This window comes from Streptomyces bottropensis ATCC 25435, from assembly GCF_000383595.1.
GTDB lineage: Bacteria > Actinomycetota > Actinomycetes > Streptomycetales > Streptomycetaceae > Streptomyces > Streptomyces bottropensis.
On the sequence record NZ_KB911581.1, the window covers coordinates 7,471,173 to 7,497,566 of the forward strand.

General features: G+C 71.9%; 23 protein-coding genes. 16 read left to right on the forward strand and 7 right to left on the reverse strand.

What is annotated here, in order from left to right; translation table 11 throughout:
• Window positions 1-68: 68 nt before the first annotated feature.
• Both STRBO_RS0133075 and STRBO_RS0133080 read right to left on the reverse strand, forming a co-directional pair.
• Window positions 69-1,139, reverse strand: a complete 1,071-nt coding sequence (locus STRBO_RS0133075; protein ID WP_005479413.1) for a hypothetical protein — start codon at window positions 1,137-1,139, stop codon at window positions 69-71.
• 1 nt (window position 1,140) lies between these two features.
• On the reverse strand, window positions 1,141-1,689 hold the full coding sequence (locus tag STRBO_RS0133080) for a sigma-70 family RNA polymerase sigma factor (RefSeq protein WP_005479414.1): 549 nt from the start codon (window positions 1,687-1,689) through the stop codon (window positions 1,141-1,143).
• A 357-nt stretch (window positions 1,690-2,046) separates the two neighbouring features.
• Between STRBO_RS0133080 and STRBO_RS0133085 the strand changes: the two genes are divergently transcribed.
• Entirely contained in the window at window positions 2,047-3,063 is a 1,017-nt protein-coding gene (locus STRBO_RS0133085; protein ID WP_020115452.1) for an aspartate-semialdehyde dehydrogenase, read from the forward strand.
• 161 nt (window positions 3,064-3,224) lie between these two features.
• Entirely contained in the window at window positions 3,225-5,807 is a 2,583-nt protein-coding gene (gene pepN, locus STRBO_RS0133090) for an aminopeptidase N (protein WP_005479416.1), read from the forward strand.
• 63 nt (window positions 5,808-5,870) lie between these two features.
• Here pepN and STRBO_RS0133095 read toward each other — a convergent pair whose 3' ends face one another.
• Entirely contained in the window at window positions 5,871-6,854 is a 984-nt protein-coding gene (locus STRBO_RS0133095; RefSeq protein ID WP_005479417.1) for an EamA family transporter, read from the reverse strand.
• 144 nt (window positions 6,855-6,998) lie between these two features.
• Here STRBO_RS0133095 and STRBO_RS0133100 point away from each other — a divergent pair, with 144 nt between their 5' ends.
• Window positions 6,999-7,517: a MarR family winged helix-turn-helix transcriptional regulator gene (locus STRBO_RS0133100; protein WP_005479418.1), complete on the forward strand. Its 519-nt coding sequence runs from the start codon at window positions 6,999-7,001 to the stop codon at window positions 7,515-7,517.
• Window positions 7,518-7,611: 94 nt separating this feature from the next.
• On the opposite strand, the gene STRBO_RS0133105 is transcribed toward STRBO_RS0133100, so the two are convergent.
• The 3 genes from STRBO_RS0133105 to STRBO_RS0133115 all read right to left on the reverse strand — a co-directional run bounded on the left by STRBO_RS0133105 (window position 7,612) and on the right by STRBO_RS0133115 (window position 10,539).
• On the reverse strand, window positions 7,612-7,869 hold the full coding sequence (locus STRBO_RS0133105; protein WP_005479419.1) for a hypothetical protein: 258 nt from the start codon (window positions 7,867-7,869) through the stop codon (window positions 7,612-7,614).
• 330 nt (window positions 7,870-8,199) lie between these two features.
• Window positions 8,200-10,272: a 4-alpha-glucanotransferase gene (gene malQ / locus STRBO_RS0133110; RefSeq protein WP_005479420.1), complete on the reverse strand. Its 2,073-nt coding sequence runs from the start codon at window positions 10,270-10,272 to the stop codon at window positions 8,200-8,202.
• A 30-nt stretch (window positions 10,273-10,302) separates the two neighbouring features.
• A complete protein-coding gene (locus STRBO_RS0133115; RefSeq protein WP_020115453.1) occupies window positions 10,303-10,539 on the reverse strand; it encodes a hypothetical protein in 237 nt (78 codons plus the stop codon).
• Window positions 10,540-10,736: 197 nt separating this feature from the next.
• Between STRBO_RS0133115 and STRBO_RS0133120 the strand changes: the two genes are divergently transcribed.
• From STRBO_RS0133120 to STRBO_RS0133130, 3 genes are read left to right on the forward strand one after another with little or no spacing between them, the layout of a single operon-like run.
• Window positions 10,737-11,270 carry a PadR family transcriptional regulator gene (locus tag STRBO_RS0133120; RefSeq protein ID WP_028796977.1) on the forward strand — a complete coding sequence of 178 codons (534 nt, stop codon included), beginning with the start codon at window positions 10,737-10,739 and terminating at the stop codon, window positions 11,268-11,270.
• Window positions 11,267-11,980: an ABC transporter ATP-binding protein gene (locus STRBO_RS0133125; RefSeq protein WP_005479423.1), complete on the forward strand. Its 714-nt coding sequence runs from the start codon at window positions 11,267-11,269 to the stop codon at window positions 11,978-11,980. The genes STRBO_RS0133120 and STRBO_RS0133125 overlap by 4 nt, the downstream gene beginning before the upstream one ends.
• Window positions 11,977-13,335 carry an FtsX-like permease family protein gene (locus STRBO_RS0133130; RefSeq protein WP_005479425.1) on the forward strand — a complete coding sequence of 453 codons (1,359 nt, stop codon included), beginning with the start codon at window positions 11,977-11,979 and terminating at the stop codon, window positions 13,333-13,335. Before STRBO_RS0133125 ends, STRBO_RS0133130 begins: the two co-directional genes overlap by 4 nt.
• 71 nt (window positions 13,336-13,406) lie before the next feature.
• On the opposite strand, the gene STRBO_RS0133135 is transcribed toward STRBO_RS0133130, so the two are convergent.
• Complete coding sequence (locus tag STRBO_RS0133135; protein WP_005479432.1) at window positions 13,407-14,510, reverse strand: mechanosensitive ion channel family protein; 1,104 nt, start codon at window positions 14,508-14,510, stop codon at window positions 13,407-13,409.
• Window positions 14,511-14,825: 315 nt separating this feature from the next.
• On the opposite strand from STRBO_RS0133135, the gene STRBO_RS0133140 reads away from it, so the two are divergent.
• The 10 genes from STRBO_RS0133140 (at window position 14,826) to STRBO_RS0133185 (ending at window position 26,336) form a co-directional block, all read left to right on the forward strand.
• On the forward strand, window positions 14,826-15,362 hold the full coding sequence (locus STRBO_RS0133140) for an HNH endonuclease (RefSeq protein WP_005479438.1): 537 nt from the start codon (window positions 14,826-14,828) through the stop codon (window positions 15,360-15,362).
• A gap of 200 nt (window positions 15,363-15,562) precedes the next feature.
• Complete coding sequence (locus STRBO_RS0133145; RefSeq protein ID WP_005479439.1) at window positions 15,563-16,399, forward strand: hypothetical protein; 837 nt, start codon at window positions 15,563-15,565, stop codon at window positions 16,397-16,399.
• Window positions 16,400-16,607: 208 nt separating this feature from the next.
• Window positions 16,608-17,852 carry an ROK family transcriptional regulator gene (locus STRBO_RS0133150; protein WP_005479441.1) on the forward strand — a complete coding sequence of 415 codons (1,245 nt, stop codon included), beginning with the start codon at window positions 16,608-16,610 and terminating at the stop codon, window positions 17,850-17,852.
• Between the two features lie 161 nt (window positions 17,853-18,013).
• A complete protein-coding gene (locus tag STRBO_RS0133155) occupies window positions 18,014-19,351 on the forward strand; it encodes an ABC transporter substrate-binding protein (RefSeq protein WP_005479443.1) in 1,338 nt (445 codons plus the stop codon).
• Between the two features lie 24 nt (window positions 19,352-19,375).
• Window positions 19,376-20,350 carry a carbohydrate ABC transporter permease gene (locus STRBO_RS0133160; RefSeq protein WP_020115457.1) on the forward strand — a complete coding sequence of 325 codons (975 nt, stop codon included), beginning with the start codon at window positions 19,376-19,378 and terminating at the stop codon, window positions 20,348-20,350.
• Window positions 20,347-21,246, forward strand: a complete 900-nt coding sequence (locus tag STRBO_RS0133165; RefSeq protein ID WP_005479447.1) for a carbohydrate ABC transporter permease — start codon at window positions 20,347-20,349, stop codon at window positions 21,244-21,246. The genes STRBO_RS0133160 and STRBO_RS0133165 overlap by 4 nt, the downstream gene beginning before the upstream one ends.
• A gap of 7 nt (window positions 21,247-21,253) precedes the next feature.
• Window positions 21,254-22,519 carry a 6-phospho-beta-glucosidase gene (locus STRBO_RS0133170; RefSeq protein WP_005479448.1) on the forward strand — a complete coding sequence of 422 codons (1,266 nt, stop codon included), beginning with the start codon at window positions 21,254-21,256 and terminating at the stop codon, window positions 22,517-22,519.
• Window positions 22,516-23,520 (forward strand): N-acetylglucosamine kinase, encoded by a 1,005-nt coding sequence (locus tag STRBO_RS0133175; protein WP_005479450.1) that lies wholly within the window; start codon window positions 22,516-22,518, stop codon window positions 23,518-23,520. The genes STRBO_RS0133170 and STRBO_RS0133175 overlap by 4 nt, the downstream gene beginning before the upstream one ends.
• A 276-nt stretch (window positions 23,521-23,796) precedes the next feature.
• Entirely contained in the window at window positions 23,797-25,269 is a 1,473-nt protein-coding gene (locus STRBO_RS0133180; protein WP_028796979.1) for a hypothetical protein, read from the forward strand.
• A gap of 20 nt (window positions 25,270-25,289) precedes the next feature.
• Window positions 25,290-26,336: a glutamate ABC transporter substrate-binding protein gene (locus STRBO_RS0133185; protein WP_005479453.1), complete on the forward strand. Its 1,047-nt coding sequence runs from the start codon at window positions 25,290-25,292 to the stop codon at window positions 26,334-26,336.
• Window positions 26,337-26,394: the final 58 nt, after the last annotated feature.

Here is a 26,394-nt window from a genome sequence, read left to right on the forward strand (position 1 = left end):
CCGGTAGTGCGTGAGTGACGAAGGGGCGGGTGTCCACCAGGACACCCGCCCCTTCGGCGTTCAGCGGGTCACTCGCACGACAGCTTCTCCGATGCGGGCAGCGCCGCCTCCATCCAGGCCCGCTCGTGGGCGATCTGCGCCTCCTTCGTCGTCCAGACGTCCGGGTGGGCGCTGTCCTCGGGGATGCCCACGAGGACGTGGTCGCCCTGCTTCAGCCGGGGATCGACGTCCTGGTCCATGGGGAAGACGATCCGCTCCCCGCCCTTGTCGGGCTTGATCCAGTGGTCCACCTCGACGGTGATCCGGTCCTGCGCGGCGCCGGGGACCGGCTCGACCTCGGTGACGGTGCCCTCGACGATGAGGCGGGCACAGGCGACGTACCCCTCCCGGCTGAGCGAGGCCGAGTCGCCGCCGCCGTCCCCCTCGCGGGCGTCGCCGTCGTCGCGCCCCGCCGACTCCTGGGACACACCCGAGTCGGCGGACGACTTCGTGTCCGCCGCGTCGCCGCCCTGCATGACACCCCAGCCCACGCCGAGGACCACGGAGGCGACCGCCGCGGCGGCGAGGGTGCCGAAGGTGATCCTCAGGACGCGCCGGGCACGGTCCGGCCGCGGCAGCAGGGGCGTCACCGACGCGGTGGGGGCCGGCGCGATCCCGGACACCCGCCCGGGGTCCGTCCGTGCACCGGCCGCGTCCCCCGGCCGCGCGGCCGCGGGTCGCCCCGGCGGAGCCCCGGCCAGGGCGTCGTCGCCGGTCACCGCCAGCGCCTCGCCGATGATCCCCAGTTGCTCCCGCAGCAGCGCGACATCGGCGGCGGCCGTGTCCCGCGCCGCCATGAACTCCGCGTCCCGCAGCGCCTCTTCGGGCAGCGGATCGTCGAGGAGGGCGGCCATCAGCGCGTCCACACCGGCGTGGACGGGGCCGTCGTGACCGGTGTCGTCGTACCGCCGAGCGCCGTCGTGACCGCTGTCGTCGCACGACCGAGCGCCCTCGTGTTCGTCGTCGGCGCGGCGCGCGCCGTCACCGGGGGCGAGGCCCTCACGGGCACCGTCCCCGCGAGCGAGGCCGTCTCGCTCGACGCCGTCCCGCGCGACGTCCTCGTACTCGGCGTCGCGCCTGCTGTCGTCCCGGGCGGCCACGTCACACCACCTCGTCCTCGTGCAGGCGGGTGCGCAGGGCGCGGACCGCCGAGTGGAGCCTGCTCTTGACCGTGCCCTCGGGGATACCGAGTTCGTCGGCGATCCCGCGCACCGGCAGGTCGGCGTAGAAGCGCAGGACGAGGACCTGACGCAGGGCGTCGGGCAGCTCGTCCAGGCCTCGGGCGACGGCGAGCGAGAGCACGCTGGAGTCCTCCCCCGAAGGCAGCTCGTGCTGGCGCAGCGAGGCCAGACGCTCCCCCAGGCGCTCCTGGCGCCGCTTGGCGCGGTGCCAGTCCATCGCCAGGTTGGAGGCGACCACCGCCGCCCACGCCGACACGTCCCGCGGTGCCTCCTGGCCGTTCGCGGCCCGCTCCAGCAGCCGCAGCCGTACCTGCTGTACCCCGTCCAGCAGGTCCGACTGCGGCACACCGCCGAGCGCGAGCACCGCCCGCACCCGCCGCTCCTGGGCCTCGTCCAGCGGGTCGTGCGCCTCCCGGACGCTCGCGGCCTCCCGGACGCTGTCGACGTGGCGCGCCTTTCTGCGCAGCACAGTCCCCCCTCCCCTCCCGCGTTTCCCCTACGACGCCGACCCGGGCCGAAACGTTCGGCGGGTTCGGCCCGGCTTTCCCGGCGGAGCGCAGAGGCGTACGTCACACCTTCGCGTGCGCCCGGATGCCGTGGGCAGGGTCGAGGCAGCACAGCTTGCGGTACGGGGCCACCGTAGGGCGAATTTCTCCAGCTCAGCCGGGGTGGCGGCCAAAGAAGCGGTCCCGGTGGCAGGGTCTGCCGCGTCCCGTCCGTCGGACCAGCCGGTCAATCGATTGGACAGGCGGGCCCGGCCTGACCGCATGATGGAAAGGCCTCGGCCATGCCGCAGACACACCAGAGCCATGTAGAAGGAGTCGCCGTGAGGGTCGGAATCGTCGGAGCCACCGGTCAGGTCGGCACGGTCATGCGCAGGATCCTCAAGGACCGCGACTTCCCGACGAGCGAGCTGCGCCTGTTCGCGTCCGCCCGCTCGGCCGGTTCGGTCGTCGACGGCGTGACGGTCGAGGACGCGGCGACGGCCGACTACTCCGGCCTCGACATCGTCCTGTTCTCCGCGGGCGGCGCAACCTCGAAGGCGCTGGCCGAGAAGGTGGCCTCGCAGGGCGCGGTCGTGATCGACAACTCCTCCGCGTGGCGCCGCGACCCCGAGGTACCGCTGGTCGTCTCCGAGGTGAACCCGCACGCGATCACCGACCGCCCCAAGGGCATCATCGCCAACCCGAACTGCACGACGATGGCCGCGATGCCGGTCCTGCGTCCGCTGCACGAGGAGGCGGGTCTCGAAGCCCTCGTCGTCGCCACCTACCAGGCGGTGTCCGGCTCCGGCGTGGCGGGCGTCGCCGAGCTGCACGGCCAGGTCCAGAAGGTCGTCGGGGACGCGGACAAGCTGACGCACGACGGCTCCGCGGTCGACTTCCCCGAGCCGGGCGTCTACCAGCGGCCCATCGCCTTCAACGTCGTCCCCCTCGCCGGCTCGATCGTCGACGACGGTCTGCACGAGACGGACGAGGAGCAGAAGCTCCGCCACGAGTCCCGCAAGATCCTGGAGATCCCCGGCCTCAAGGTCTCCGGCACCTGCGTCCGCGTCCCGGTCTTCTCCGGCCACTCCCTCCAGGTGAACGCCCGCTTCGCGCGCCCGATCACGGTGGAGCGCGCGACGGAGCTGCTGGCCGGCGCCCCCGGCGTCGCCCTCTCCGAGATCCCGACCCCCCTGCAGGCCGCCGGCCAGGACCCCTCCTTCGTGGGTCGCATCCGCGCCGACGAGACGGTGGACAACGGCCTGGCCCTCTTCGTCTCCAACGACAACCTCCGCAAGGGCGCCGCGCTGAACGCGGTCCAGATCGCGGAGCTGGTGGCGGCGGAGCTGAGCGAGTAGGCGGACGGTACGCGAGGAAGGGGCGCCCACCGGATGGCGGTGGGCGCCCCTTCGCGTGTGCGGAGGACGGGGTACGGATGTTCGCGCGGGAATCGGCATCCGTGCGAGGACACCGGTCATGGAAGGATGGCGCGACCCACACATACCGAGGAGATGACCGCGTGCCTGGCACAAACCTGACCCGCGACGAGGCTCAGCAGCGGGCGGCGCTGCTCACCGTCGACTCGTACGAGATCGATCTCGACCTCTCCGGCGCGCAGAGCGGGGGAGGCACCTACCGGTCCGTGACCACCGTGCGCTTCGACGTCACGGAGGACGGCGCGACGTCCTTCATCGACCTGGTGGCCCCGACCGTCCACGAGGTGACCCTCAACGGCGACGCGCTGGACCCGGCGGAGGTCTTCGCGGACTCCCGGATCGCGCTTCCCGGGCTGCTCCAGGGCCGCAACATCCTGCGGGTCGTGGCCGACGCCGCGTACACCAACACGGGCGAGGGCCTGCACCGGTTCGTGGACCCGGTCGACGACCAGGCGTACCTGTACACGCAGTTCGAGGTCCCCGACGCCCGCCGTGTCTTCGCGAGCTTCGAGCAGCCGGACCTGAAGGCCACGTTCCAGTTCACCGTGAAGGCCCCGACGGGCTGGACCGTCATCTCGAACTCGCCGACTCCGGAGCCCAAGGACGACGTCTGGGTCTTCGAGCCGACGCCCCGGATCTCCACGTACATCACGGCGCTCATCGTCGGCCCGTACCACTCGGTGCACAGCGTGTACGAGAAGGACGGGCAGAGTGTGCCGCTCGGCATCTACTGCCGGCCGTCCCTCGCCGAGCACCTGGACTCCGACGCGATCTTCGAGGTCACCCGGCAGGGCTTCGAGTGGTTCCAGGAGAAGTTCGACTACGCGTACCCGTTCAAGAAGTACGACCAGCTGTTCGTGCCGGAGTTCAACGCGGGCGCGATGGAGAACGCGGGCGCGGTGACCATCCGCGACCAGTACGTCTTCCGCTCGAAGGTGACGGACGCGGCGTACGAGGTCCGCGCCGAGACCATCCTCCACGAGCTGGCCCACATGTGGTTCGGCGACCTGGTGACGATGGAGTGGTGGAACGACCTGTGGCTGAACGAGTCGTTCGCCACCTACACCTCGATCGCCTGCCAGGCCGACGCCCCCGGCTCGCGCTGGCCGCACTCGTGGACCACGTTCGCCAACTCCATGAAGACCTGGGCGTACCGGCAGGACCAGCTGCCGTCCACGCACCCGATCATGGCGGAGATCCGCGACCTGGACGACGTGCTCGTCAACTTCGACGGCATCACCTACGCGAAGGGCGCCTCCGTCCTGAAGCAGCTCGTCGCGTACGTCGGGCAGGACGAGTTCTTCCGGGGCGTGCAGGCCTACTTCAAGGCGCACGCGTACGGCAACACGCGCCTGTCCGACCTGCTGGGCTCCCTGGAGAAGACCTCCGGCCGCGATCTGAAGGCCTGGTCGAAGGCGTGGCTGGAGACGGCGGGCATCAACGTCCTGCGCCCCGAGATCGAGACGGACGAGCACGGGGTCGTCACCGCGTTCGCGATCCGCCAGGAGGCCCCGGCGCTGCCCGCGGGCGCGAAGGGCGAGCCGACGCTGCGTCCGCACCGCATCGCGGTCGGCCTGTACGAACTCGACGACGACAGCGGCAAGCTGATCCGCGACGAGCGCGTCGAGCTGGACGTCGACGGTGAACTGACCGCCGTGCCCCAGCTGGTGGGCCGCCGCCGCCCGGCCGTGGTCCTCCTCAACGACGACGACCTGTCGTACGCGAAGGTCCGCCTCGACGAGCGGTCGCTCGCGTTCGTCACCGAGCACCTCGGCGACTTCGAGGCCTCCCTCCCCCGCGCGCTGTGCTGGGCCTCGGCCTGGGACATGACACGTGACGCGGAGCTGGCGACCCGGGACTACCTGTCGCTCGTCCTGTCGGGCATCGGCAAGGAGTCCGACATCGGTGTCGTCCAGTCGCTGCACCGCCAGGTGAAGCTGGCGATCGAGCTGTACGCCGACCCCACGGCCCGCGAGGCGCTGCTGACCCGCTGGACGGACGCCACGCTCGCGCATCTGCGTGCCGCGGCCGCCGGTTCCGACCACCAGCTGGCCTGGGCACGCGCGTTCGCCGCGACCGCGCGGACGCCCGAGCAGCTGGACCTGCTGGAGGCGCTGCTGGAGGGCACGCAGACGATCGAGGGCCTGGCCGTCGACACCGAGCTGCGCTGGTCCCTCGTACAGCGGCTCGCGACGGTGGGCCGCTACGACGAGGCGGAGATCGCCGGCGAGTACGAGCGCGACCGGACCGCCGCCGGTGAGCGCCACGCGGCCACCGCCCGCGCCTCCCGTCCGACCGCCGAGGCCAAGGCCGAGGCCTGGGCGCAGGTCATCGAGTCGGACAAGCTCCCCAACGCGCTGCAGGAAGCGGTGATCGGCGGCTTCGTCCAGACCGACCAGCGCGACCTCCTGGCCGCCTACACCGACCCGTACTTCGAGGTGGTGAAGGACATCTGGGAGTCCCGCTCGCACGAGATCGCCCAGCAGATCGCGATCGGCCTCTACCCGTCGGTCCAGGTCTCGGCCGACACCCTGCACAAGACGGACGCCTGGCTGACCGCCGCCGAGCCCAACGCGGCCCTCCGCCGCCTGATCTCGGAGGCCCGCTCGGGCGTGGAGCGAGCGCTGCGGGCCCAGGCCGCGGACGCGGCGGCGGCCGCGGAGTAGCGACCGCCGCTCGTACGACGACGGGGCGCCCGGTGAGAGATCACCGGGCGCCCCTGTCGTTCGTCAGCGGCCGGGGCGGCCGACGAGCGGGGCCTGCGACTCGCCGCCGTGCCGCGGCCGAGGCATGTGTCCTCCCCCGTCGGCCGGCGTCGGCGTGCGGGGCCGGAGCTGGCCGGCGATCGTCGCGCCGAAGGCGACGGCCATGCCGAGCAGCTGGAGGGGGCCGAGGGACTGGCCGAGCGCCGCCCAGCCGACGACGGCGGCGGTGAGGGGGGACAGGGGGCCGAGGAAGGTGACCTGGGTGGCGGAGAGGCGGCCGATGCCACGGAACCAGAGCCAGTAGGAGACGGCGGTGTTGCCCAGCATGAGGTAGAGGTAGCCGCCGATCGCCGGGCCGTCCAGGGCCGGGGGCGCGCCCTCGACCAGCAGGGCGAGCGGGGCGATCAGGAGGCCGCCCGCGGTCAGCTGCCAGCCGGTGAGGGCGAGGGGGCTGACGCCGGCCGGGCGCCCCCACCGCTTGGTGAGGACCGTGCCGGTGGACATGGAGACGGTGGACGCGAGCGCCGCGAGCAGTCCGACCGGGTCCAGCGCACCCGCCGCCTTCAGGACGACCAGACTGACGCCGAGGGCCGCGGCGATGCCGGTGAGCAGCGTGCGTAGGGTCGGCCGGTCGCCCAGCAGCAGGGCCGCCAGTCCCGCGACGAACAGGGGCCCGGTCGAGCCGACCACCGCCGCCATGCCGCCCGGCAGCCGGTACGCGGAGAGGAAGAGCAGCGGGAAGAAGGCGCCGATGTTCAGCGCGCCCAGCACCGCGGCCTTCCACCACCAGACCCCGCGCGGCAGCGTGCGCGAGATCGCCAGGAGCAGCAGGCCCGCAGGGAGCGCCCGCACCAGGCCGGTGAACAGGGGGCGGTCGGCCGGCAGGAACTCCGTCGTCACGGCGTAGGTGGTGCCCCAGGAGAGGGGGGCGAGCGCGGTCAGGGCGATGAGGGGGAGGCGACTGGCGGTGTGCGTGCTGTGCGTGCTGTGCGCGGTGTGCGCGGTCATGGGACGCGTCCTTCGCGGCGGGGAGGGCGGCTCGGTCGGCAGGGCGGGGCGTCGAGTAACTTGCTTGCGATTAGCTTAGCGCTAAGCCACTTTCCCTCAAGCTACTTTCTTGCGGCCGACCCGTCGGCATCCGATACTCACCCCATGAACGCGCGCCCCGAGCCCGACAGGCCCCTTCGCGACCCCGTCGACACGATCGTCGACCAGTGGGCCGTGGCCCGGCCCGACCTGGACACCACCGCGATGGAGGTGTTCGGCCGGGTCTACCGGCTCTCGCGGGCGCTGGGAGACCGGATGGAGAAGGCGTACGCCCGGTTCGGGATCTCACGCGGCGAGTTCGACGTGCTCGCGACCCTGCGGCGGTCCGGGGAGCCGTACACCCTCTCGCCCCGCGAGCTCTCCGCCACCCTCATGCTCACCACCGGCGGGATGACCGGCCGGCTCGACAAGCTCGAACGCGCGCAGCTGCTCCGCCGCTCCCCCGACCCGCACGACCGCCGGGCCCTTCAGGTCACCCTCACCGACGAGGGGCTGCGCCTGATCGACGAGGCGGTCGTGGCGGGCGTGGCCGTCCAGACCGAGGCGCTGTCCGCCCTGGACGACGAACAGGCCGGCCAACTGGCCGGCCTGCTGAGGCTGCTGGTGGTGGGCACGGGGTCATGAGGGAACGCGTCGAGGGCACCCCCCGGCGCGCGGGTGTGCGCGTGCGCCGGGGGTGCCCTCGATGGAACGTCTCAGCGAGGTGGAGCGGAGGTGGTCAGGCCTTCGCCTTGGCCTTGGCCTTCGGCTGACGGTCCGTCGATCCGTCCAGGACCCACACGAGGCCGGCGATCACGGCGAACAGGCCGATCGGCGCCACCACGAAGAGGCCGAGCGTCTCGATCACGCTGAGGCCCGGGCCCGGGTCGTCGCCGTCGTCGGGCGTCACCGCGAGGGCGGGGGACGACATGAGCAGCATCATCAGCGTCGTACCGGCAGCCAGGGCGCCGGCGCGCAGGGCGTTCTTCTTGTCCACGCGCTAAAGGTAACGAACGTGCGGGGGGTTCGCTCGGGCGGGGGGCGCCTAAAGGGGGTGTCGGGGGCGCCCAAGGGGGTGGGGGTGGCGGCTTCGTCTGGCGGGTGCGGCTCCGGTGGGGGCCGTTCGCGCAGTTCCCCGCGCCCCTGAAAAGCAGGGGCTGCGCCCCGTGCTTTTCAGGCCCGCAGGCTGCGTGGGTTTCAGGCCCGCAGGGGCCTGGGCCTTTAGGGGCGCGGGGAACTGCGCGACCAGCCCCCACGCACCCGCACCCGCCGACGCACCCGCACCCCCGAGCCATGAGGCACCCCCGGGCCATGAGGCGCCCCCGAGCTACGACACCCCCCGCAGCACATCCACCAGCGCGTACAGGCGGGGCGACGCCGCCAGATCCTCCAGCGTCGCCGGACGGCCCTCCGCGTCGGCGATCGGCAGACGCCAGTTCGGATACTGATCCCACGTGCCGGGCAGGTTCTGCGGACGGCGGTCGCCGAGCGCGTCGGGCAGCCAGAGCCCGATCATGCGGGCGGGCGTCCGCAGCAGGAACCGGTGAACGGCCTGGATCCGCTCCTCCTCGGACGTCGTGGAGATGCCCCCGCCGGCGCCGTCCAGCAGACCCAGCCTGGCCAGGAGGGCCAGCCATTCGCCCGCGTCGGCGGCGGCCTCCGCCCGCTCCTCCTCCAGGGACCGGGTGAGCAGCCCCAGGCCGTGGCGCAGGTCGACGTGGTCGCAGGTCAGCCGCGAGGCGGTGGGCGGGAGGTCGTGCGTGGTGGCGGTGGCGAGACAGTTCGCGCGCCACCGCTCGGGCGGGAGGGGCCGGCCCGTGCCTTCCCAGTCGCGTTCGAACCACAGGACGGACGTGCCCAGCACCCCACGCGCGTCGAGGGCCTCGCGCACACCCGGCTCGACCGTGCCGAGATCCTCGCCGATCACCAGGGCGCCGGCCCGTGACGCCTCCAGGACCAGGATCGCGAGCATGGCATCGGCGTCGTAACGGACGTACGTGCCCTCGGTCGGGGCCTGGCCCTGCGGTACCCACCACAGGCGGAACAGGCCCATGACGTGGTCGATGCGGAGGGCGCCCGCGTGGCGGAGGAGAGCGCGCAGGAGGTGGCGGTAGGGGGCGTAGCCGGACTCGGCGAGGCGGTCCGGGCGCCAGGGCGGCAGACCCCAGTCCTGGCCCCGGGAGTTGAAGGCGTCGGGGGGCGCGCCCACGGACATGCCGGAGGCGAAGTACTCCTGCTGGGCCCAGGCGTCGGCGCCGCCGGGATGTACGCCGACGGCCAGGTCGTGCACCAGACCGATCGGCATGCCGGCGTCGCGCGCGGAGCGCTGGGCGGTGCCGAGCTGGGCGTCGGTCAGCCAGGCCAGCCGGGTGTGGAAGTCGACGCGGTCCATCAGTTCCCCGCGTGCGCGGGCGGTCTCGGCGGAGCGCGGGTCGCGCAGGCCGGCCGGCCAGCGCTGCCAGTCGGAGCCGTAGACCTCGGCGAGCGCGCACCAGGTGGCGTGGTCCTCCAGCGCCTCGCCCTCCTCGGCGAGGAAGTCCCAGTAGGCGGCCCGCCGCCCGGGGCCGAGCGGCACGGCGCGTACCAGGTCCAGGGCCTCGCGCTTGAGGGCCCACACCGCGTCCCGGTCGATCAGCTCGCCCTTGGCCAGGACGGATTCCCGCAGCCGCACGGCCCGCTCCAGCAGCCCGCCGACACGGTCGCGCTCCTCGGGGGAGGCGAGGGCGTAGGGGTACTCCGGTACGTCCTCCACCCGCAGGTGGACCGGGTCGGGGTAGCGGCGGGAGGAGGGGCGGTACGGGGAGGGGTCGGTGGGGGCGCCGGGGACCGCCGCGTGCAGCGGGTTGACCTGGACGAATCCGGCGCCGAGGGCGCGGCCGGCCCAGGCGGTGAGTTCGGCGAGGTCGCCGAGGTCGCCCATGCCCCAGCTGCGCTGCGAGAGGAGGGAGTAGAGCTGGACGAGGAGGCCGTACGTGCGGCCGGGCGGGGCGGGCAGCCGGGCCGGGGCCACCACGAGGTGGGCGTCGGCGGTGCGCCCGTCGGGAGCGGTGGCGTGCAGGGCGTGCACACCCGGGGGCAGTTCCTCGATGCCGGAGCGGAGTTCGCCCTGCTCGGTCTCGATGCGCAGCCGGGTGCCGTCCGGGAGGGCGGTCAGCGCGGCCGGGGGCTCGCCGTCGGTCCAGTGGACGACGGTCGGCGGCAGCAGCCGTTCACCGAGACTCCGTTCGCGGGCCGCGAGGGCGGCGGCGACGGACTCGGGGGTGCTCGCGTCGACGTCCAGCGCGGCGAGGGCGGCCACGACCGCGCCGTCCGAGGCGGCGACCGTGTGGTCCGGGGAGGGGCTGTAGGAGGTGGCGACGCCACACAGGGCGGCGAGCCGGGCCAGCGGGGTCTCGGCCATCGGGCTCGAACCCCCTGGGTCTTCGTGCATCTAGACCCCCGATGCGGCGCCGTGGGACGTGGGTTCACTGGTGAGGGGGGCCGCGTCGGTGAGAGGCGGCTCGCTGGTGAGGGGTTCCGCGTCCGGGAGCGGGGGCTCACTGGTGAGCGGGACGTCGGCGCCGGGGCCCTCGGCACTGAAGACGCGGACATGGGGTTCGTGGAGCTCGAAGGGCTCCGGCGTGCGTTTGGAGCGGACGGGGGCCGGAAGATGAGCCGGTGCGGCCACGGGGGTCTCCTTGTCGTCGTACGGCGATGGGGTGCGGGTCCGGGGTACTCCAGCCCTACCCAGCGGGCGGCGTCGCAGACGTGGGTGGGGGGACATCGTGGTTCTGATCACTTTCGCGCCGGTGCTCCGCTCCCGGCGCACCCAGCCCCCTCGCCCACTATTCACTCAGTACATGTACTCGATGCATAGTGATCACCATGAGCACCCGTCACATCCTGTTGGGCCTGCTCGCCGGTGGGCCGAGCCATGGCTACGACCTCAAGCGACGGCACGACGAACGCTTCCCGCAGGCCCGCCCGCTGGCCTACGGCCAGGTCTACACGACCCTGCAGCGGCTGGTCCGCGACGGACTCGCCGAGATCGACGGCACCGAGGCGGACAGCGGTCCGGAGCGGACGATGTACCGCTCGACGGACAAGGGGGCCCGCGAACTGACCGAGTGGGCCGGGGAGATCACCGCGCCCGCGCCGTTCGTGACGAACGAGATCTTCGCCAAGCTCGTCGTCTCGATCCTCGCCGGGGGCGACCCGGCCGCCTACCTGAGGGCGCAGCGCACCGCGCACATGGCGCGGATGCGGGAGCTGACCGCCGTGAAGACCGCGCCGGGAGCCGATCTCGCGACGGTGCTCGGGGCCGACTTCGCCCTCAACCATCTCGACGCCGATCTCCGCTGGATGAACACCACCGCGGCCCGGCTGACCACCCTGACCGCGGAGGTCGACACAGCATGAACGAGAAGAACACCGGCCCCGTGCCGCTGCTCGCGGCCCGCGGCCTCGTCAAGGAGCACGGCAGGACGCGGGCGCTGAGGGGCGCCTCGGTGGAGCTGCGGGAGGGCGAGATCCTCGCCGTCACCGGGGCGAGCGGCAGTGGGAAGTCCACGTTGCTGCACTGCCTGTCGGGCATCGTCCGGCCCGACGAGGGCTCGGTGACGTACGCCGGGAAGCGGCTCGACCGGCTCCCGGAGAAGGAACTGAGCGAACTGCGCCGGACGGACTTCGGGATCGTCTTCCAGTTCGGGCAGCTGATACCCGAGCTGACGGCCGTCGACAACGTCGCGCTGCCGCTGCTGCTGGCCGGCACCGCCCGCCAGGAGGCACGGGAGCGGGCCGGTGAGTGGCTGGAGCGGTTCGGCGTGCGCGGGCAGGAGGAACAGCGGCCCGGTGAGATGAGCGGCGGCCAGGCGCAGCGGGTGTCACTGGCGCGGGCCCTGGTGACCGCGCCGAAGGTGGTGTTCGCGGACGAGCCGACCGGGGCGCTGGACTCGCTGGCGAGCGAGCAGGTGATGGCGGCACTGACGCACGCGGCCCGGGAGTCCGGTACGGCGGTGCTGCTGATCACCCACGACGCGCAGACCGCGGCGTACGCGGACCGTGAGGTCACCCTGAAGGACGGGGCCGTGGTCTCCGAGGCCGACGCGTCGCTGGAGGTGTCCCGGTGAACGCGCCGGCGAACGATCTCCGCCTGGCCCTGCTGCTGACCCAGGGCTCCGACCGGCGCGAGTGGTGGCGGGTGTCGCTGACAGGGCTGGGGGCGGCGCTGGCGACGGCGTTCGGCCTGGCGGCAGGGGTACTGGCCTCGCTGGAGGGCGGCTACCGGGTGGACATGGCCAGCGGTCTGCTGGACAACCCCGGTGAACGCTCCGGGGTGATCGTCACCCTGCTGTTCCTGCTGGTCCCGGTACTCGGGTTCCTCGGCCAGTGCACCCGGGTGGGCGCCGTCCACCGGGACCGGCGCCTGGCCGCGCTGCGGCTGGCCGGCGCGTCGGCCGGCCAGGTGCGCCGGATCGCGGCACTGGAGACGGGGCTGGCCTGCCTGGCCGGTTCGCTGGTCACCACGGCCGTGTTCGTGGTGTTCCTGCTGAGCCGGTGGCAGAGCCCCACCGTCGTCGCCTGGATCGTGATCACACTGGTGGCGCTGGGGGTGCCGGTGCTGGGCGCGGTCGCGAGCGTGCTGGCGCTGCGCCGGGTGGTGGCCTCGCCGCTGGGCCGGGTGCGCCGGGTGGGGCCGACCACGGGCCGGGGTCCGGTGTGGGTGTTCCTGGGAGCAGTGGCACTGCTGGTGCTCGTGACGCTCCTCGCCGTCGCCAACACCACCCGGAACATGGCCTACTCGTCCGGCAAGGCTCCGCTGATCGTCTGCGGCGCGCTGCTCGCGGTGGGCGCGGGCGCCGTGCTGCTGTCCGGCATCGTCTCGACGCTCACCGGCCGACTGCTCGCCGCGCGCGCCGAGAACCCGGCGGTCCTGATCGCCGCCGAGCGACTGCGCGACGACCCGTGGGCCTCGGCCCGCACCCACGCGGCGGTGGTGATGGGGACCGTGGTCGGCAGCGGATTCCTCGGCATCCGGCATGCGCTGCTCGCGGCCATCGAGAAGCACGACTACCTGAGAGACAGGGCCGACTTCTACACCACCGGCCTGGACCTCACCGCCGCCGCGATCCTCATCGGCTTCGCCATCACCCTCTTCGGGCTGGCCGTCGGCACCGCCGAGTCCCTCGCGACCCGCCGCCGGGGCCTGGCGGCCCAGGTCGCCACCGGGGTGCCGTACGAGGTGCTGCGTCGTGCGCTGCTGCTGGAGACGGCCCTGCCCCTGGCGCCGTCGGTGCTCGTCGCGGGGCTGTGCGGTACGGCGATCGCCGTCGCGTACGCCACGGCCATGAGCGGCACCCTGTGGTTCGCCTACGGCTCACTGCTGGTCCCTGTCGCGGCCTACGGCGCCTGCCTCCTCGCGGCCGCCACGTCCCTGCCGCTGCTGCGACGCACGATCCGGCCCGCGGAGCTGCGGTACGCGTAGACCCGAAGAAGCGGCGGCCCGGGGGGCACGGGGGTGCCCCTGGGCCGCCGCGAGGCGCGTGCGCGCGTGCGCTACTTCGGCACCCCCGAGGGAGCGATCGGCGTCGCCCGCTCCGACTGGGGCGAGGTCGTGCTGGAGTAGACGGACGGGGCCGCCACGCCGGCCGCCGGATCGGCGTCCGGGTTGTCGGCCGCCAGGGCCGGGGCTCCGCCGACGATGGGGATCTCGGCGGCGTCGAACGCCTTCTTGATGCGCCAGCGCAGTTCACGCTCGACGGTGAGGGCCTTGCCGGGCATGGTCTTGGCGGAGACGCGGACGACCATCGACTCCAGGAGCACGTCGTCGAGGCCGAGCACCTCGATGGGGCCCCACAGAAGCTCGTTCCAGGGGTCCTCCTTGCTCATCGTTTCGCCGACCTCCAGGAGGGTGCGGCGGACCTTGTCGAGGTCCTCGTCGTAACGGACGGTGACGTCGACGCCGGCGGTGGCCCAGCCCTGGGAGAGGTTGCCGATGCGCTTGACCTCGCCGTTGCGGACGTACCAGATCTCGCCGTTGTCGCCGCGCAGCTTGGTGACGCGCAGGCCGACCTCGATGACCTCGCCGGAGGCGACGCCCGCGTCGACGGTGTCCCCGACGCCGTACTGGTCCTCCAGGATCATGAAGACGCCGGAGAGGAAGTCCGTGACCAGGTTGCGGGCGCCGAAACCGATGGCGACGCCCGCGACACCGGCGGAGGCCAGCAGCGGGGCGAGGTTGATCTCGAAGGTGGCGAGGACCATCAGGGCGGCGGTGCCCAGGATGAGGAAGGACGCCACCGAGCGCAGCACCGAGCCGATGGCCTGGGAACGCTGGCGGCGGCGCTCCACGTTGACCAGCAGCCCGCCGAGGGTGCCGCCCTCGACGCCCGGCACGGAGCGGTTCATCCGGTCTATGAGCTTGGTGATCGCCCGCCGGACGAACACTCTCAGCACCGCCGCTATCACCACGATCAGCAGGACGCGAAGACCGATCGCCAGCCATGTGGACCAGTTCTCCTCCACCCAGCTGGCGGCGTTGGTCGCGCTCTCCTGGGCGTCCTCCAGCGATGGCACCGCGGGGGTTGTCGACGTCTCCGAGGGGGACGGCGACGGCGTGGCGGCGGCCAGTAGGAGGGGCAGGGAAGAAACGGGCGACACGGCGGATACCTCCAGGTGCTCTATCTGCCCTCCGGTACGGCGGTCAAGATCCGTCAGGTCACGGATGGGTCACCGGACGGGCAGGCCCACCACACTAACGGGGCATTGCGTGGAGGACGTCGCGATGTTCGAGGGAGACAAGGCGCTCACCAGGGAGTGAAGGGCGCACACGGCGGGGGATGAATCAAGGTGTGGTCGAAAACACTCCCAGCCCGTTACCGGGACATGGTGGCGCTTCCACCAGGCATGAGGGGAGACTGACTACGGATCGTCCACGGCGCGAGCCACGCGCCGCCGGCGTACAAGGAGGCATCCGTGCCGCACGTCCTGGTCCTCAACGCGTCGTACGAGCCGCTCGGTGTCGTACCGCTCCGCCGCGCGCTCGTCCTCGTCCTGGAGAACAAGGCGGTCTCCCTGGAGGAATCCGGCGCCTATCTGCACAGCGCGACCGTCACAGTCCCCGCACCCAGCGTGGTCCGGCTCAAGCGATTCGTCCGGGTTCCCTATCGGGGGCCCGTTCCTTTGACCCGTCGGGCGCTGTTCGCCCGCGACGGGGGCCGGTGCATGTACTGCGGTGGCGTCGCAACCAGCGTCGACCACGTCATCCCGCGCAGTCGCGGGGGCAAGCACGTCTGGGACAACGTCGTCGCGTCGTGCCGCCGCTGCAATCACGTCAAGGCCGACCGTCATCTCGTCGAGATCGGCTGGCGGCTCCGCCACAAACCCGCTCCGCCCTCAGGGCTGGCCTGGCGCATCATCGGCACCGGCCACAGGGACCCGCGCTGGCTGCCCTACCTGCAACCGTTCGGCGCGGACGACGCGATGGCCCGGATCGACGGCATCTCCGCCTGACGGTCCGGGTTTTTGCATGGCCGGGTGCCCCTTCCCGCGGGGCACCCGGAACGCCCACATCCGGTTGACCTGCGGTTTCGTTACCGTCTCCACAGGTACCCCGCATTCCCCTCGCACAAGTGATCGCCTAGTGTCACTCCCACAGGCGGCCCTTGTTCTGGAGCGCAACGCCCAGGGGCCCGCCTCGAATGTGGGGACTCATGCGCAAGCTCGCCATAGGCGCCGCCGTGTCCGGCGCCCTGGCTCTCACCGGCCTGGCCGCGCCCGCCGCGCTGGCCGACTCGCCGGACCTGACCTTCGGCGCCGTCACCGTCAACAACGGCAAGCCGATCGTCATCGGCACCAAGGCCGAGGTGACCGTTCCGGTCACCTACAGCATCACCCGGCCGACCGCTTTCAAGGTCGACTACAAGAACAACTTCCTGGGCGTCGCCCTCTACCGGGGCACGCTCGCGGAGCCCGGCAACGTCATCGAGGACTCCCCCAGCAAGCCCGTCTGCACCCCGACGGCGACGACCGACACCACGGTGACCGAGTCCTGCGCGACGAAGCTCACCATCGCTCCCCGGGTGTACCTCTTCGAGGGCGCGGACGCCACCACCTGGAAGGCGGCCGCCATCTACAGCGAGCAGGCCATCGACGAGGACGACTCCGACGACCACATCAGCTTCCACGTCGGCAGCGACGTCTGGGGCAACCTCGGCACCGCCAAGCTCCAGCGGCTCGCCAAGGCCACCGTCAACGCCACCCCCGAGCCGGCCGTCAAGGGCAAGACCCTGACCGTCAAGGGCACGCTCACCCGCGCCGACTGGAACACCGGCCGCTACGCGGGCTACAAGGGCCAGAAGGTGGCCCTGCAGTTCAAGGCCAAGGGCGCCGCCGCCTACACGGACGTGAAGACGGTGACCTCCGGCACCACCGGCACCCTGTCCACCACGGTGAAGGCGTCGAAGGACGGCACCTACCGCTACGTGTTCGCGGGCACGTCGACCACGGCGGCCGTGAAGTCCGCGGGGGACTTCGTCGACGTGAAGTGACGTGACCGAGGTGAGTTGAGTGACGTGCGTGAGGTGAGGTGAGGTGCGACCGCACCGCCTCGCGCGCCGCCGACCACACCGCCCCCGGGTAACGACTCCGTTGCCCGGGGGCGGTTTTTGCTGGCCGGATGTTGACGCCCACCTGGTCTAGTCCTATCGTCCTGGCATCCGACAGGAAACTTTCCTAACAGTTGGCAGGTGGCGGACCATGGCAGGAACACCCCGCGTACTGCGCGCCATGAACGACCGCGCCGCACTCGATCTGCTGCTGGAGCACGGGCCGCTCTCCCGGACCCGGCTCGGCAAGCTGACGGGGCTGTCCAAGCCGACGGCCTCGCAGCTCCTGGCCCGCCTCGAAGCCGCCGGACTCGTGGTGGCCACGGGCACCGGCACGGAAGGGTCCGGCACCGGCGGACCCGGCGAGAGCGGTTCCGGCGCGGGCCGACCCGGCCCCAACGCCCAGCTCTACGCGGTCGACCCGACCGCCGCGTACGCCGCGGGCCTGGACGTCACCCCCGAACGCGTCCTGGCCGCCGTCGCCGACATCACCGGCCGCACGGTCGGCGAGTTCGCCGTCCCCACCCCCGGACGACGCCCCGCCGAACCCGTCGTACACCAGGTCACCACCGCCCTCGACGGGGCGGTCAAGGCCGCCGGGCTCGTCCGGGCGGACGTGCGCCGGCTCGTCATCGGCACACCGGGCGCCTTCGACCCGGGCACCGGGCGACTGCGGTACGCCTCGCACCTGCCCGGCTGGCACTCCCCCGCCCTCCTCGACGCACTCGCCGCCGCGCTGCCGATGCCGGTGGAGTACGAGAACGACGTGAACCTCGCCGCCCTCGCCGAACAACGGCTGGGCGCGGCCAGGGGCCACGAGGACTTCGTCCTGCTGTGGAACGAGGGCGGTCTCGGCGCCGCGGTGGTCCTGGGCGGACGGCTGCACCGGGGGTTCACCGGGGGCGCCGGCGAGGTCGGTTTCCTGCCGGTCCCCGGTGTGCCGCTGGTGCGCCAGGTGACCAAGGCGAACAGCGGCGGCTTCCAGGAACTCGCCGGTTCGCAGGTCATCCCCCGGCTCGCCCGTGAGCTGGGCATCACCGACATCCCCGACGGGCCGTACGCCGAGGTCGCCGCCGCCCTCGTGGCGCGGGCCGCCGCGGTCGACTCCGGTCCGCACCGGCGGCTGCTGGCCACCTACGCCACCGCCGTCGCCACCGGTCTGGCCGCACTCGTGTCCGTACTCGATCCCGAACTCATCGTCCTCAGCGGCTCGGCGCTGGCCTCCGGCGGGGAGCCGTTGCGGGCTCTCGTGGCGGCCGAACTGGGCGAACTGGCCGCTTCCCGACCGCGACTGGTCCTCGGTGACGTGCATGAACACCCCGTACTGCGGGGGGCGTTGGAGAGTGCTCTCGCGACGACGCGGGACGAAGTCTTCGACACGTTGACACTCCGCTGAGTTCGGCCGCGTTCCAGGTCGTTCGAAAACCGCCGGCCCGTCGCGGCCGACCGCGCCCACGCGGCGGAGCCGCACATCGGCACAGCCTCGCGCCCCTGAGGTTTCCCGGGCGCGCCCCCGTCCTTCCCGATCACCCCTCCCCTCCCTCAGGAGACCCCGCCATGTCCGGAATATCCAAGAACGCGGCGATCGCGCTCGCCGCCACCGCCTCCCTCGCCCTCCTCGCCACCGCCTGCACCGGCCAGGCCGACACCACCTCCTCCGACGACCCGAACGCCAGGACGACCATCACCTTCTGGCACGGGTGGAGCGCACCCGGCGAGGTGAAGGCGATCCAGGCGAACGTGGACCGGTTCGAGAAGAAGCACCCCAACATCACGGTGAAGGTCGTCGGGAACATCAACGACGACAAGCTCAACCAGGCGCTGCGGGCGGGCGGTTCGAAGGGGCCGGACGTCGTGTCCTCGTTCACCACGTCCAACATCGGCAAGTTCTGTTCCTCCGGGGCCTTCGCCGACCTCAAGCCCTTCGTCGAGAAGTCGAAGCTCGACCTCGACAAGATCATCCCGAAGCCGATGCTGGACTACACGCAGTTCGAGGGCACCCGGTGCGCGCTGCCGCTGCTGGGGGACGCGTACGGGCTGTACTACAACAAGGACGCGTATCGGAAGGCGGGCATCAAGGCGCCGCCGAAGACGTGGTCCGAGTTCGCCGTGGCCGCGAAGAAGCTGACGAAGACCAAGGGCGACAGCTACGCGCAGCTCGGGTTCATGCCGAACTACCACGGCTACGAGACGGTCGTGGACCACTACATGTCGCAGTGGGACCACTCCTACTTCAACGCCGAGGGCAAGTCGAACATCTCCGAGGACCCGGCGTTCGCGGAGATGTTCACGTACCAGAAGAAGCTGGTGGACTCGCTCGGCGGCTTCGCGAAGCTGGAGAAGTACCGGAACACCTTCGGCGACGAGTGGGGCGCCAAGCACCCCTTCCAGACCGGCCAGGTGGCCATGCAGCTGGACGGCGAGTGGCGGCTCGGGATGGCGAAGGAGGCCGGGACCGACTTCGAGATCGGCACCGCGCCGATGCCCGTGGCCGACGACGAGGTGGCCGAGTACGGCAAGGGCTTCCTCTCCGGCACGGTCATCGGCATCGCCCCGCAGAGCCGGAAGCAGAACGCGGCCTGGGAGCTGGTGAAGTACCTGACGACCGACACCGAGGCCGTCGTCTCGTTCGCCAACGCCATCCACAACGTGCCGTCCACGTTCGCCGCCCTGAAGTCGCCCGACCTGAAGGTGGACGAGGGCTTCAAGACGTTCCTGGACATCGCCCAGAACCCGCACTCGAACACCCCGCCGGCCTCCGTCAACGGCTCGACGTACCAGACGACGCTCCAGGACTTCGGCTACCAGTACGAGTCCGGCAAGGTGAAGGACCTGCACAAGGGGCTGGAGAAGACCGCGGCGCAGATCGACACCGACATCGCGCAGGCGAAGTAGCGGTACGGGAACGGGATCCCTCCGATGTCCACGCACTCCCCGCGGGTGGCGCTCGCGTCCACGCACACCCTGCGTTCGAAGCGCCGCCGGTCGGCGCTCCGTACCGTGGCCTTCCTGTCACCCTGGCTGATCGGGTTCGGCGTCTTCTTCGCCTATCCGCTCGTGTCGACCGTGTACTTCTCGCTGATGAAGTACGACGGCTTCGGTACTCCGGTCTTCCGCGGCCTCGGCAACTGGTCCTACGTCTTCGAGGACTACCCGCTGTTCTGGCCGGCCCTGCGCAACACGCTCTGGCTGGTCCTCGTGATGGTGACCTGCCGGGTGCTGTTCGGGCTCGGCGTCGGGCTGCTGATCACGAAGATCAAGACCGGCGCGGGCGTCTTCCGCACCCTCTTCTACCTGCCGTACCTCGCGCCGCCGGTCGCCGCGACGCTGGCCTTCGTCTTCCTTCTCAACCCCGGGACCGGGCCGGTCAACTCCGTCCTCGAAGGGCTGGGCCTGCCGGCCCCCGGGTGGTTCACCGACCCCACCTGGTCCAAGCCGGCGCTCACCGCGCTCGCGCTGTGGGGCGTGGGCGACCTGATGGTCATCTTCATGGCCGCGCTGCTCGACGTACCGAAGGAGCAGTACGAGGCCGCCGAGCTGGACGGGGCGTCGGCCTGGCAGCGGTTCCGGTTCGTGACACTGCCGACCATCTCGCCGATCGTGATGTTCGCGGTGGTCACGGGCGTGATCCAGACCATGCAGTACTACACGCAGCCCCTGGTGGCCGGAAAGGTCGCCTCCGGCGTCATCGGCGGCTCCGGGCAGCAGTTCGAGCCCGGCTACCCGGACAAGTCGACGCTGACGCTGCCGCAGCTCGTCTACAACCTCGGCTTCCAGCGCTTCGACTACGGCTCCGCCTGTGTGGTCGCCCTCGTGCTGTTCGCCCTGTCGATGGTGTTCACGGCGCTGCTGATGCGGCGACGGGGCGGACTGATCGGAGCCGGTGACCGATGACCCAGGTACTCGATGTACGCGACAGGCCGGTGACGCGGGCCGCCGCCACGGCGAGCGAACGGACCGCCCGCCGCCGGGCTCTCCTGGAGTGGATCGCCGTCCACTCGCTGGGCGTGGCCGCCGCGCTCTTCTTCACCCTGCCCTTCGTCTTCGTCGTGCTGACCTCGCTCATGGGCGGTCAGCAGACACTCACCCGCGACCTGGTCCCGGACACCTGGGAGTGGGACAACTACCGCCAGGTCCTCGACACCCCCGGCTTTCTGACCTGGTGGAAGAACACGCTCCTCTACGCCGGCCTCGGCACGGTCCTCACCGTCGTGTCGTCCGTCCCCGTGGCCTACGCGCTCGCCAAGTTCCGCTTCCGGGGCCGCAATCTGGCCCTGATGCTGGTCATCTCGATGATGATGCTGCCGCCGCAGGTCGTCGTGATCCCGATGTACCTGTTCTGGGCCAAGCAGATGGACCTGTCCGGCTCGCTGTGGCCGCTGATCATCCCGATGGCGTTCGGGGACGCGTTCTCCATCTTCCTGCTACGCCAGTTCCTGACGACCATCCCCGACGAGTACCTGGACGCGGCCCGGGTCGACGGCTGCGGCGAACTGCGCACCCTGCTGCGGGTCGTCCTGCCGATGGCGAAGCCCGGCATCGCGGCCGTCGCGCTCTTCCAGTTCTTCTACGCCTGGAACGACTACTTCGGCCCGCAGATCTACGCCTCCGAGAACCCGGCCGCCTGGACGCTCAGTTACGGTCTGGAGTCCTTCAAGGGCGCGCACCACACCGACTGGAACCTGACCATGGCCGCGACCGTGCTGGTCATGGCCCCCGTGATCCTCGTGTTCTTCTTCGCGCAGAAGGCGTTCGTCGAAGGCGTCACCCTGACCGGAGTAAAGGGTTGATACAGCTATGAAGCTCACCGTGGTCGGCGGAGGCTCGACCTACACACCCGAACTCGTCGACGGGTTCGCCCGGCTCAGGGACACCCTGCCGATCGAGGAGCTGGTGCTCGTCGATCCGGCCGCCGACCGGCTGGAGCTGGTCGGCGGGCTGGCCCGCCGGATCTTCGCCCGCCAGGGGCACCCCGGGCGGATCGTCACCACCGATGACCTGGACCGGGGCGTCGAGGGCGCCGACGCCGTCCTCCTCCAGCTGCGCATCGGCGGCCAGGCCGCCCGCGAGCAGGACGAGACCTGGCCGCTGGAGTGCGGCTGCGTCGGTCAGGAGACGACCGGCGCGGGCGGCCTGGCGAAGGCGCTGCGGACGGTCCCGGTGGTCCTGGACATCGCCGAGCGGGTCCGCCGGACCAACCCCGACGCCTGGATCATCGACTTCACCAACCCGGTGGGGATCGTGACCCGCGCCCTGCTGCGGGCCGGCCACAAGGCGGTCGGCCTGTGCAACGTGGCGATCGGCCTGCAACGGAGGTTCGCCGCGCATCTCGGCGTGACCCCGGCCGAGGTCCACCTCGACCACGTGGGCCTGAACCACCTCACCTGGGAGACCGGCGTCCGCCTCGGCGGCCCCTCCGGCGAGGACGTCCTGCCGAAGCTGCTGGCCGGCCACGGCGACACCATCGCCGCCGACCTGCGCCTGCCCCGCCCCGTCCTGGACCGCCTGGGCGTGGTCCCGTCCTACTACCTGCGCTACTACTACGCCCACGACGAGGTCGTCCGGGAGCTGGGCACCAAGCCCTCGCGGGCCGCCGAAGTGGCCGCGATGGAGCGGGAGTTGCTGGAGATGTACGCGGACCCCGCGCTCGACGAGAAGCCCGCGCTGCTCGGCAGGCGGGGCGGGGCGTTCTACTCGGAGGCGGCCGTCGACCTGGCCGCGTCCCTGCTGGGCGACGGCGGCAGCCCGTATCAGGTGGTGAACACCCTCAACGGCGACACGCTCCCCTTCCTCCCCGCCGACGCGGTGATCGAGGTGCAGGCCGCCGTGGGCCGTCAGGGGGCGGCACCGCTGCCGGTGCAGACCGTGGACCCGCTGTACGCGGGCCTGATGGCGAACGTCACCGCGTACGAGGATCTGGCCCTGGACGCGGCCCTGCGCGGCGGCCGGGACCGGGTGTTCCGCGCACTGCTCTCGCATCCCCTGATCGGGCAGTACGCGTACGCCGAGGCCCTCACCGACCGGCTGATCGCACACAACCGGGAGCACCTCGCGTGGGCGTGACCGACAGCGTGCGCGACGGCACCGGGCCGGCCGGGCGCGGGAGCGTGCTCGCCGTCGACGCGGGCAACAGCAAGACCGACGTCGCCGTGGTCGCGCCGAACGGGGAGGTGCTGGGCGCGGCACGCGGTGGCGGGTTCCGGCCGCCGGCCGTGGGCGTGGGCTTCGCGGTCGACGGACTCGCGGAGGTGGTGGGGCGGGCCTTCGCCGAGGCCGGGGTCGGCTCGGTCGACCATGTCTCGGCGTGTCTGGCCAACGCGGACTTCCCCGTCGAGGAGGAACGGCTCGCGGCGGCGCTGGGCACGCGCGCGTGGGGCGCGACCGTCGAGGTCCGCAACGACACCTTCGCCATCCTGCGCGCCGGCGTGGCCGAGCCGCGAGGTGTGGCCGTGGTGTGCGGTGCCGGCGTGAACTGCGTCGGCATGCGCCCCGACGGCCGCACCGCCCGCTTCCCGGCGCTCGGCCGTCTCTCCGGCGACTGGGGCGGTGGCTGGGGCCTCGCCGAGGAGGCGATGTGGCACGCGGCCCGCGCGGAGGACGGCCGGGGCGGTCCCACGGCCCTGGCCGCCGCGCTGCCCGCGCACTTCGGCCTGGACACCGTGTACGCCCTGATCGAGGCCCTGCATCTGGAGCACATCCCGGCCGCCCGCCGCCACGAGCTGACCCCGGTCCTCTTCGCCACGGCGGCCGCGGGCGACCCGGTGGCCCGCTCGCTGGTGGACCGCATGGCCGAGGAGGTGGTGGCCATGGCGACGGTGGCCCTGACCCGCCTGGACCTCCTCGGGGAGGAGACCCCCGTCCTCCTCGGCGGCGGTGTCCTCGCCGCCCGGCACCCCCTGCTCGACGGCCGGGTCCGCGAGGCACTGGCGGTCGCCGCGCCCAAGGCCGTCCCCCGGGTGGTCACGGCCGCCCCGGTGCTGGGCGCGGCGCTGCTCGGGCTGGACCGCGTGGGCGCGCCGAGGACCGTGCACGCGCGCGTGCGGGCGCACTACGAAGGAGGGTGACCCGGCGGCCCGCGCCACCCCCGCCCCTCCTCCTCGAACGCGTTCGACCCCCAGGGAACCGAACCCGGCCGAACCGCGTATTCATGGGCGGGGGGCGGTGCGGGAAGCCTTGTGCTGCGCCGGAATTCGACAGGCACGGCACGTACGGACACGATCGGGGAACAAGATCGAGTCAAGGTCTGTGCGTGGTCACTCCCGGCGGCGATACTTGCGGCCGTGCACCTCTGTCCGTGGGAGCGGGCGGGCGTGACGGACGGATGACCAGGGGGAGGTCAGGTGACATTCACTCCGGAGGGCAGCGCGGCTCGTACGGCACCACCCGCGGGGCCGGGCCCGGTCGTGCCGTCCCAGGCCTCGCACCCGCCGAGGCCCCCGGTGCCGTCCCCGGACCCCGACGGCGGCCCGCCCCGCAGGACCGCGTTCGCCGAGGGCGTCGATCTGCTGCGCGCCGCCGCGACGACCGAGCCGGGCCGGCTGCGCATCATCGGCGCCCTGCTCGCCCTCCTGGTCGTCGCGTTCGGCTCCGTCACCGCCTGGCAGATGAACGACCGCTCGGCCGCGGCCGACGACGTGCTCCACGGCAGCCAGCCTCTCAGCTCGGCGGCAGCGGAGATCTACAGTTCCCTGGCCGCCGCCAACACGGCGGCCTCCAGCGGGTTCCTCGCGGGCGGCCAGGAGACCGAGGAGTCGCGCAAGGACTACGAGCGGGAGATGCGGGAGGCGGCGAAGCAACTGGCCCTCGCCGCGACCGCGTCGGAGGCCGGCTCGGACTCCGAGGAACGCATCGCCAAGCTGAACGCCCTGCTGCCCGAGTACAAGGGCCTGGTCGAGCGGGCCCGCGCCAACAACCGCCTGGGCTACCCGCTGGGCGGCGCCTATCTGCGCTACGCGAACGACAAGATGCAGGGCATGCTCGGCGAGGCGCGGAGCATCTACGACAACGAGAACGAGCGGCTCCGCGACGACTACGAGGACGCCACCGCGTACCCGTGGGCCGCGATCGGTCTCGGGGTGCTCGCCATCGGCGGCCTCGTCTGGGCCCAGCGTCGTAACTACCGGCGGACCAACAGGGTGTTGAACCACGGTCTCGTGGCGGCGACGGCCGCGTCGGCCGTCGTCCTGCTGTGGCTGGCCGGCGGTCACACCCTCGCCCGCTCGGGGCTCAACGACTCCTACGACAACGGCGTGCGGTCCCTGACCGTGCTGAACGACGCGCGGATCGCCTCCCTCACCGCGCGTGGCAACGAGAACCTGACCCTGATCAGCCGGGGCGCGGAGACCACCGAGAACGCCAAGGGCAAGAGCGTGGACAAGTTCGACTACGCGTTCGAGACCAGCATGGCGACGCTCAAGAAGCAGCTGGCCGCCGCCGAGCGGATCGCCGACGACGCGGGCGGCGAGAAGCCGCTGAAGGCCGCCGGCGCCGGTATGGAGGAGTGGAAGAAGCGGCACGGGAACGCTCGCGAGGCCGACAACGGGGGCGAGTACCAGTGCGCTCTCGCCCAGGTGATCGGTGGCACGTCGCCCCCCGGCTGCGAGAACGGCGACAAGCCGACCGGCGAGTGCTTCGACGAGGTCGACAAGAATCTGGGCATCGCCAGCGCGTACGAGGCGAAGGAGTTCGAGCGGGCTGCCCAGGACGGCCGCGACGCGATGCTCGGACTCCCCGTGGGTGCCGCGGTGCTGGCCGTGCTGGGCGCGGCGGGCGCGGTGCTCGGCATCGGGCGCCGGCTTTCGGAGTACCGGTGACGGCGGCGGGAGGAGGCGCGGTGGAAGGGGTCGCGATGAACGCGGTACGACGCCTGCGGGCCGGTCTCAGGGGCTGGGGCGGGGTGGGCGCGATGGCGGTCCTCTGCGCACTGGCCGTGGTCTTCGCCCTGGTGCTGCCGGTGAGCGGGACACGCGACGGCGTCACGAGCACCGGGGGCCAGGGGGTCGCCCGGGGGACGCAGGCGCGGGCGGACGACTGCGAGAAGAAGAACGACCCGCAGAACCGGAGTCTTGGGCCCTCCTCGGACGAGTCCGGAAAGACGATTCAGCGGATCAAGAACAACGGCTTCATCACCGTCGGCGTCGACCAGAACAGCTACCGCTGGGGCTACCGCGATCCGAACGGCAAGAACGACGAGGCCCAGCTGGAGGGCTTCGACATCGACATCGTGCACAGGATCGCCGAAGAGATACTCGACGACCCGACGAAGGTGCGCTTCAAGGCGATCCCCACCAGTCGGCGCATCCCCGCGCTCCAGGACGGGGAGGTCGACATGGTGGTCCGCACGATGACGATCAGCTGCGAGCGCATGAAGGATGTGGCCTTCTCGCAGCCGTACTTCAGGACGGGACAGCAGGTCCTGGCGCCCAAGTCCTCGACGATCAAGGGCTACGACAAGACGCTGGCGGACAAGAGGATCTGCACGGCGGCCACTTCCACGGCCCTGTCCGCCCTCACCGCCGGCAAGGAGTCGGGCGAGGTGCCCGCCACCACCGACATCTCCCTGCAGGTCCCCAACCAACTCGACTGCCTGGTGCGGCTCCAGCTCGGTCAGGTCGACGCCGTGGTCACCGACGGCGCCCTCGCCGCGAGCCAGGCGGCGCAGGACCCGACGGTCGATCTGAAGGGTGAGCCGTTCACCACCGAGTACTACGGCGTGGCGATGAACCTGGAGGCGGACGATCTGGTACGCCGGGTCAACCAGGTGCTGGTGGACTATCTCAAGGACGGCTGGCAGGACTCGTACTCCACCTGGCTGTCCGCCACGATGGGCGGGAACGCGGAGCAGTCCCGTCCGCCCTCCCCCCAGCGGTACCGGGACTGACACGGCGGGACCGAGTGACGAGGACCGCATTCAACTGAGGGACACCGACAGCAGCGAG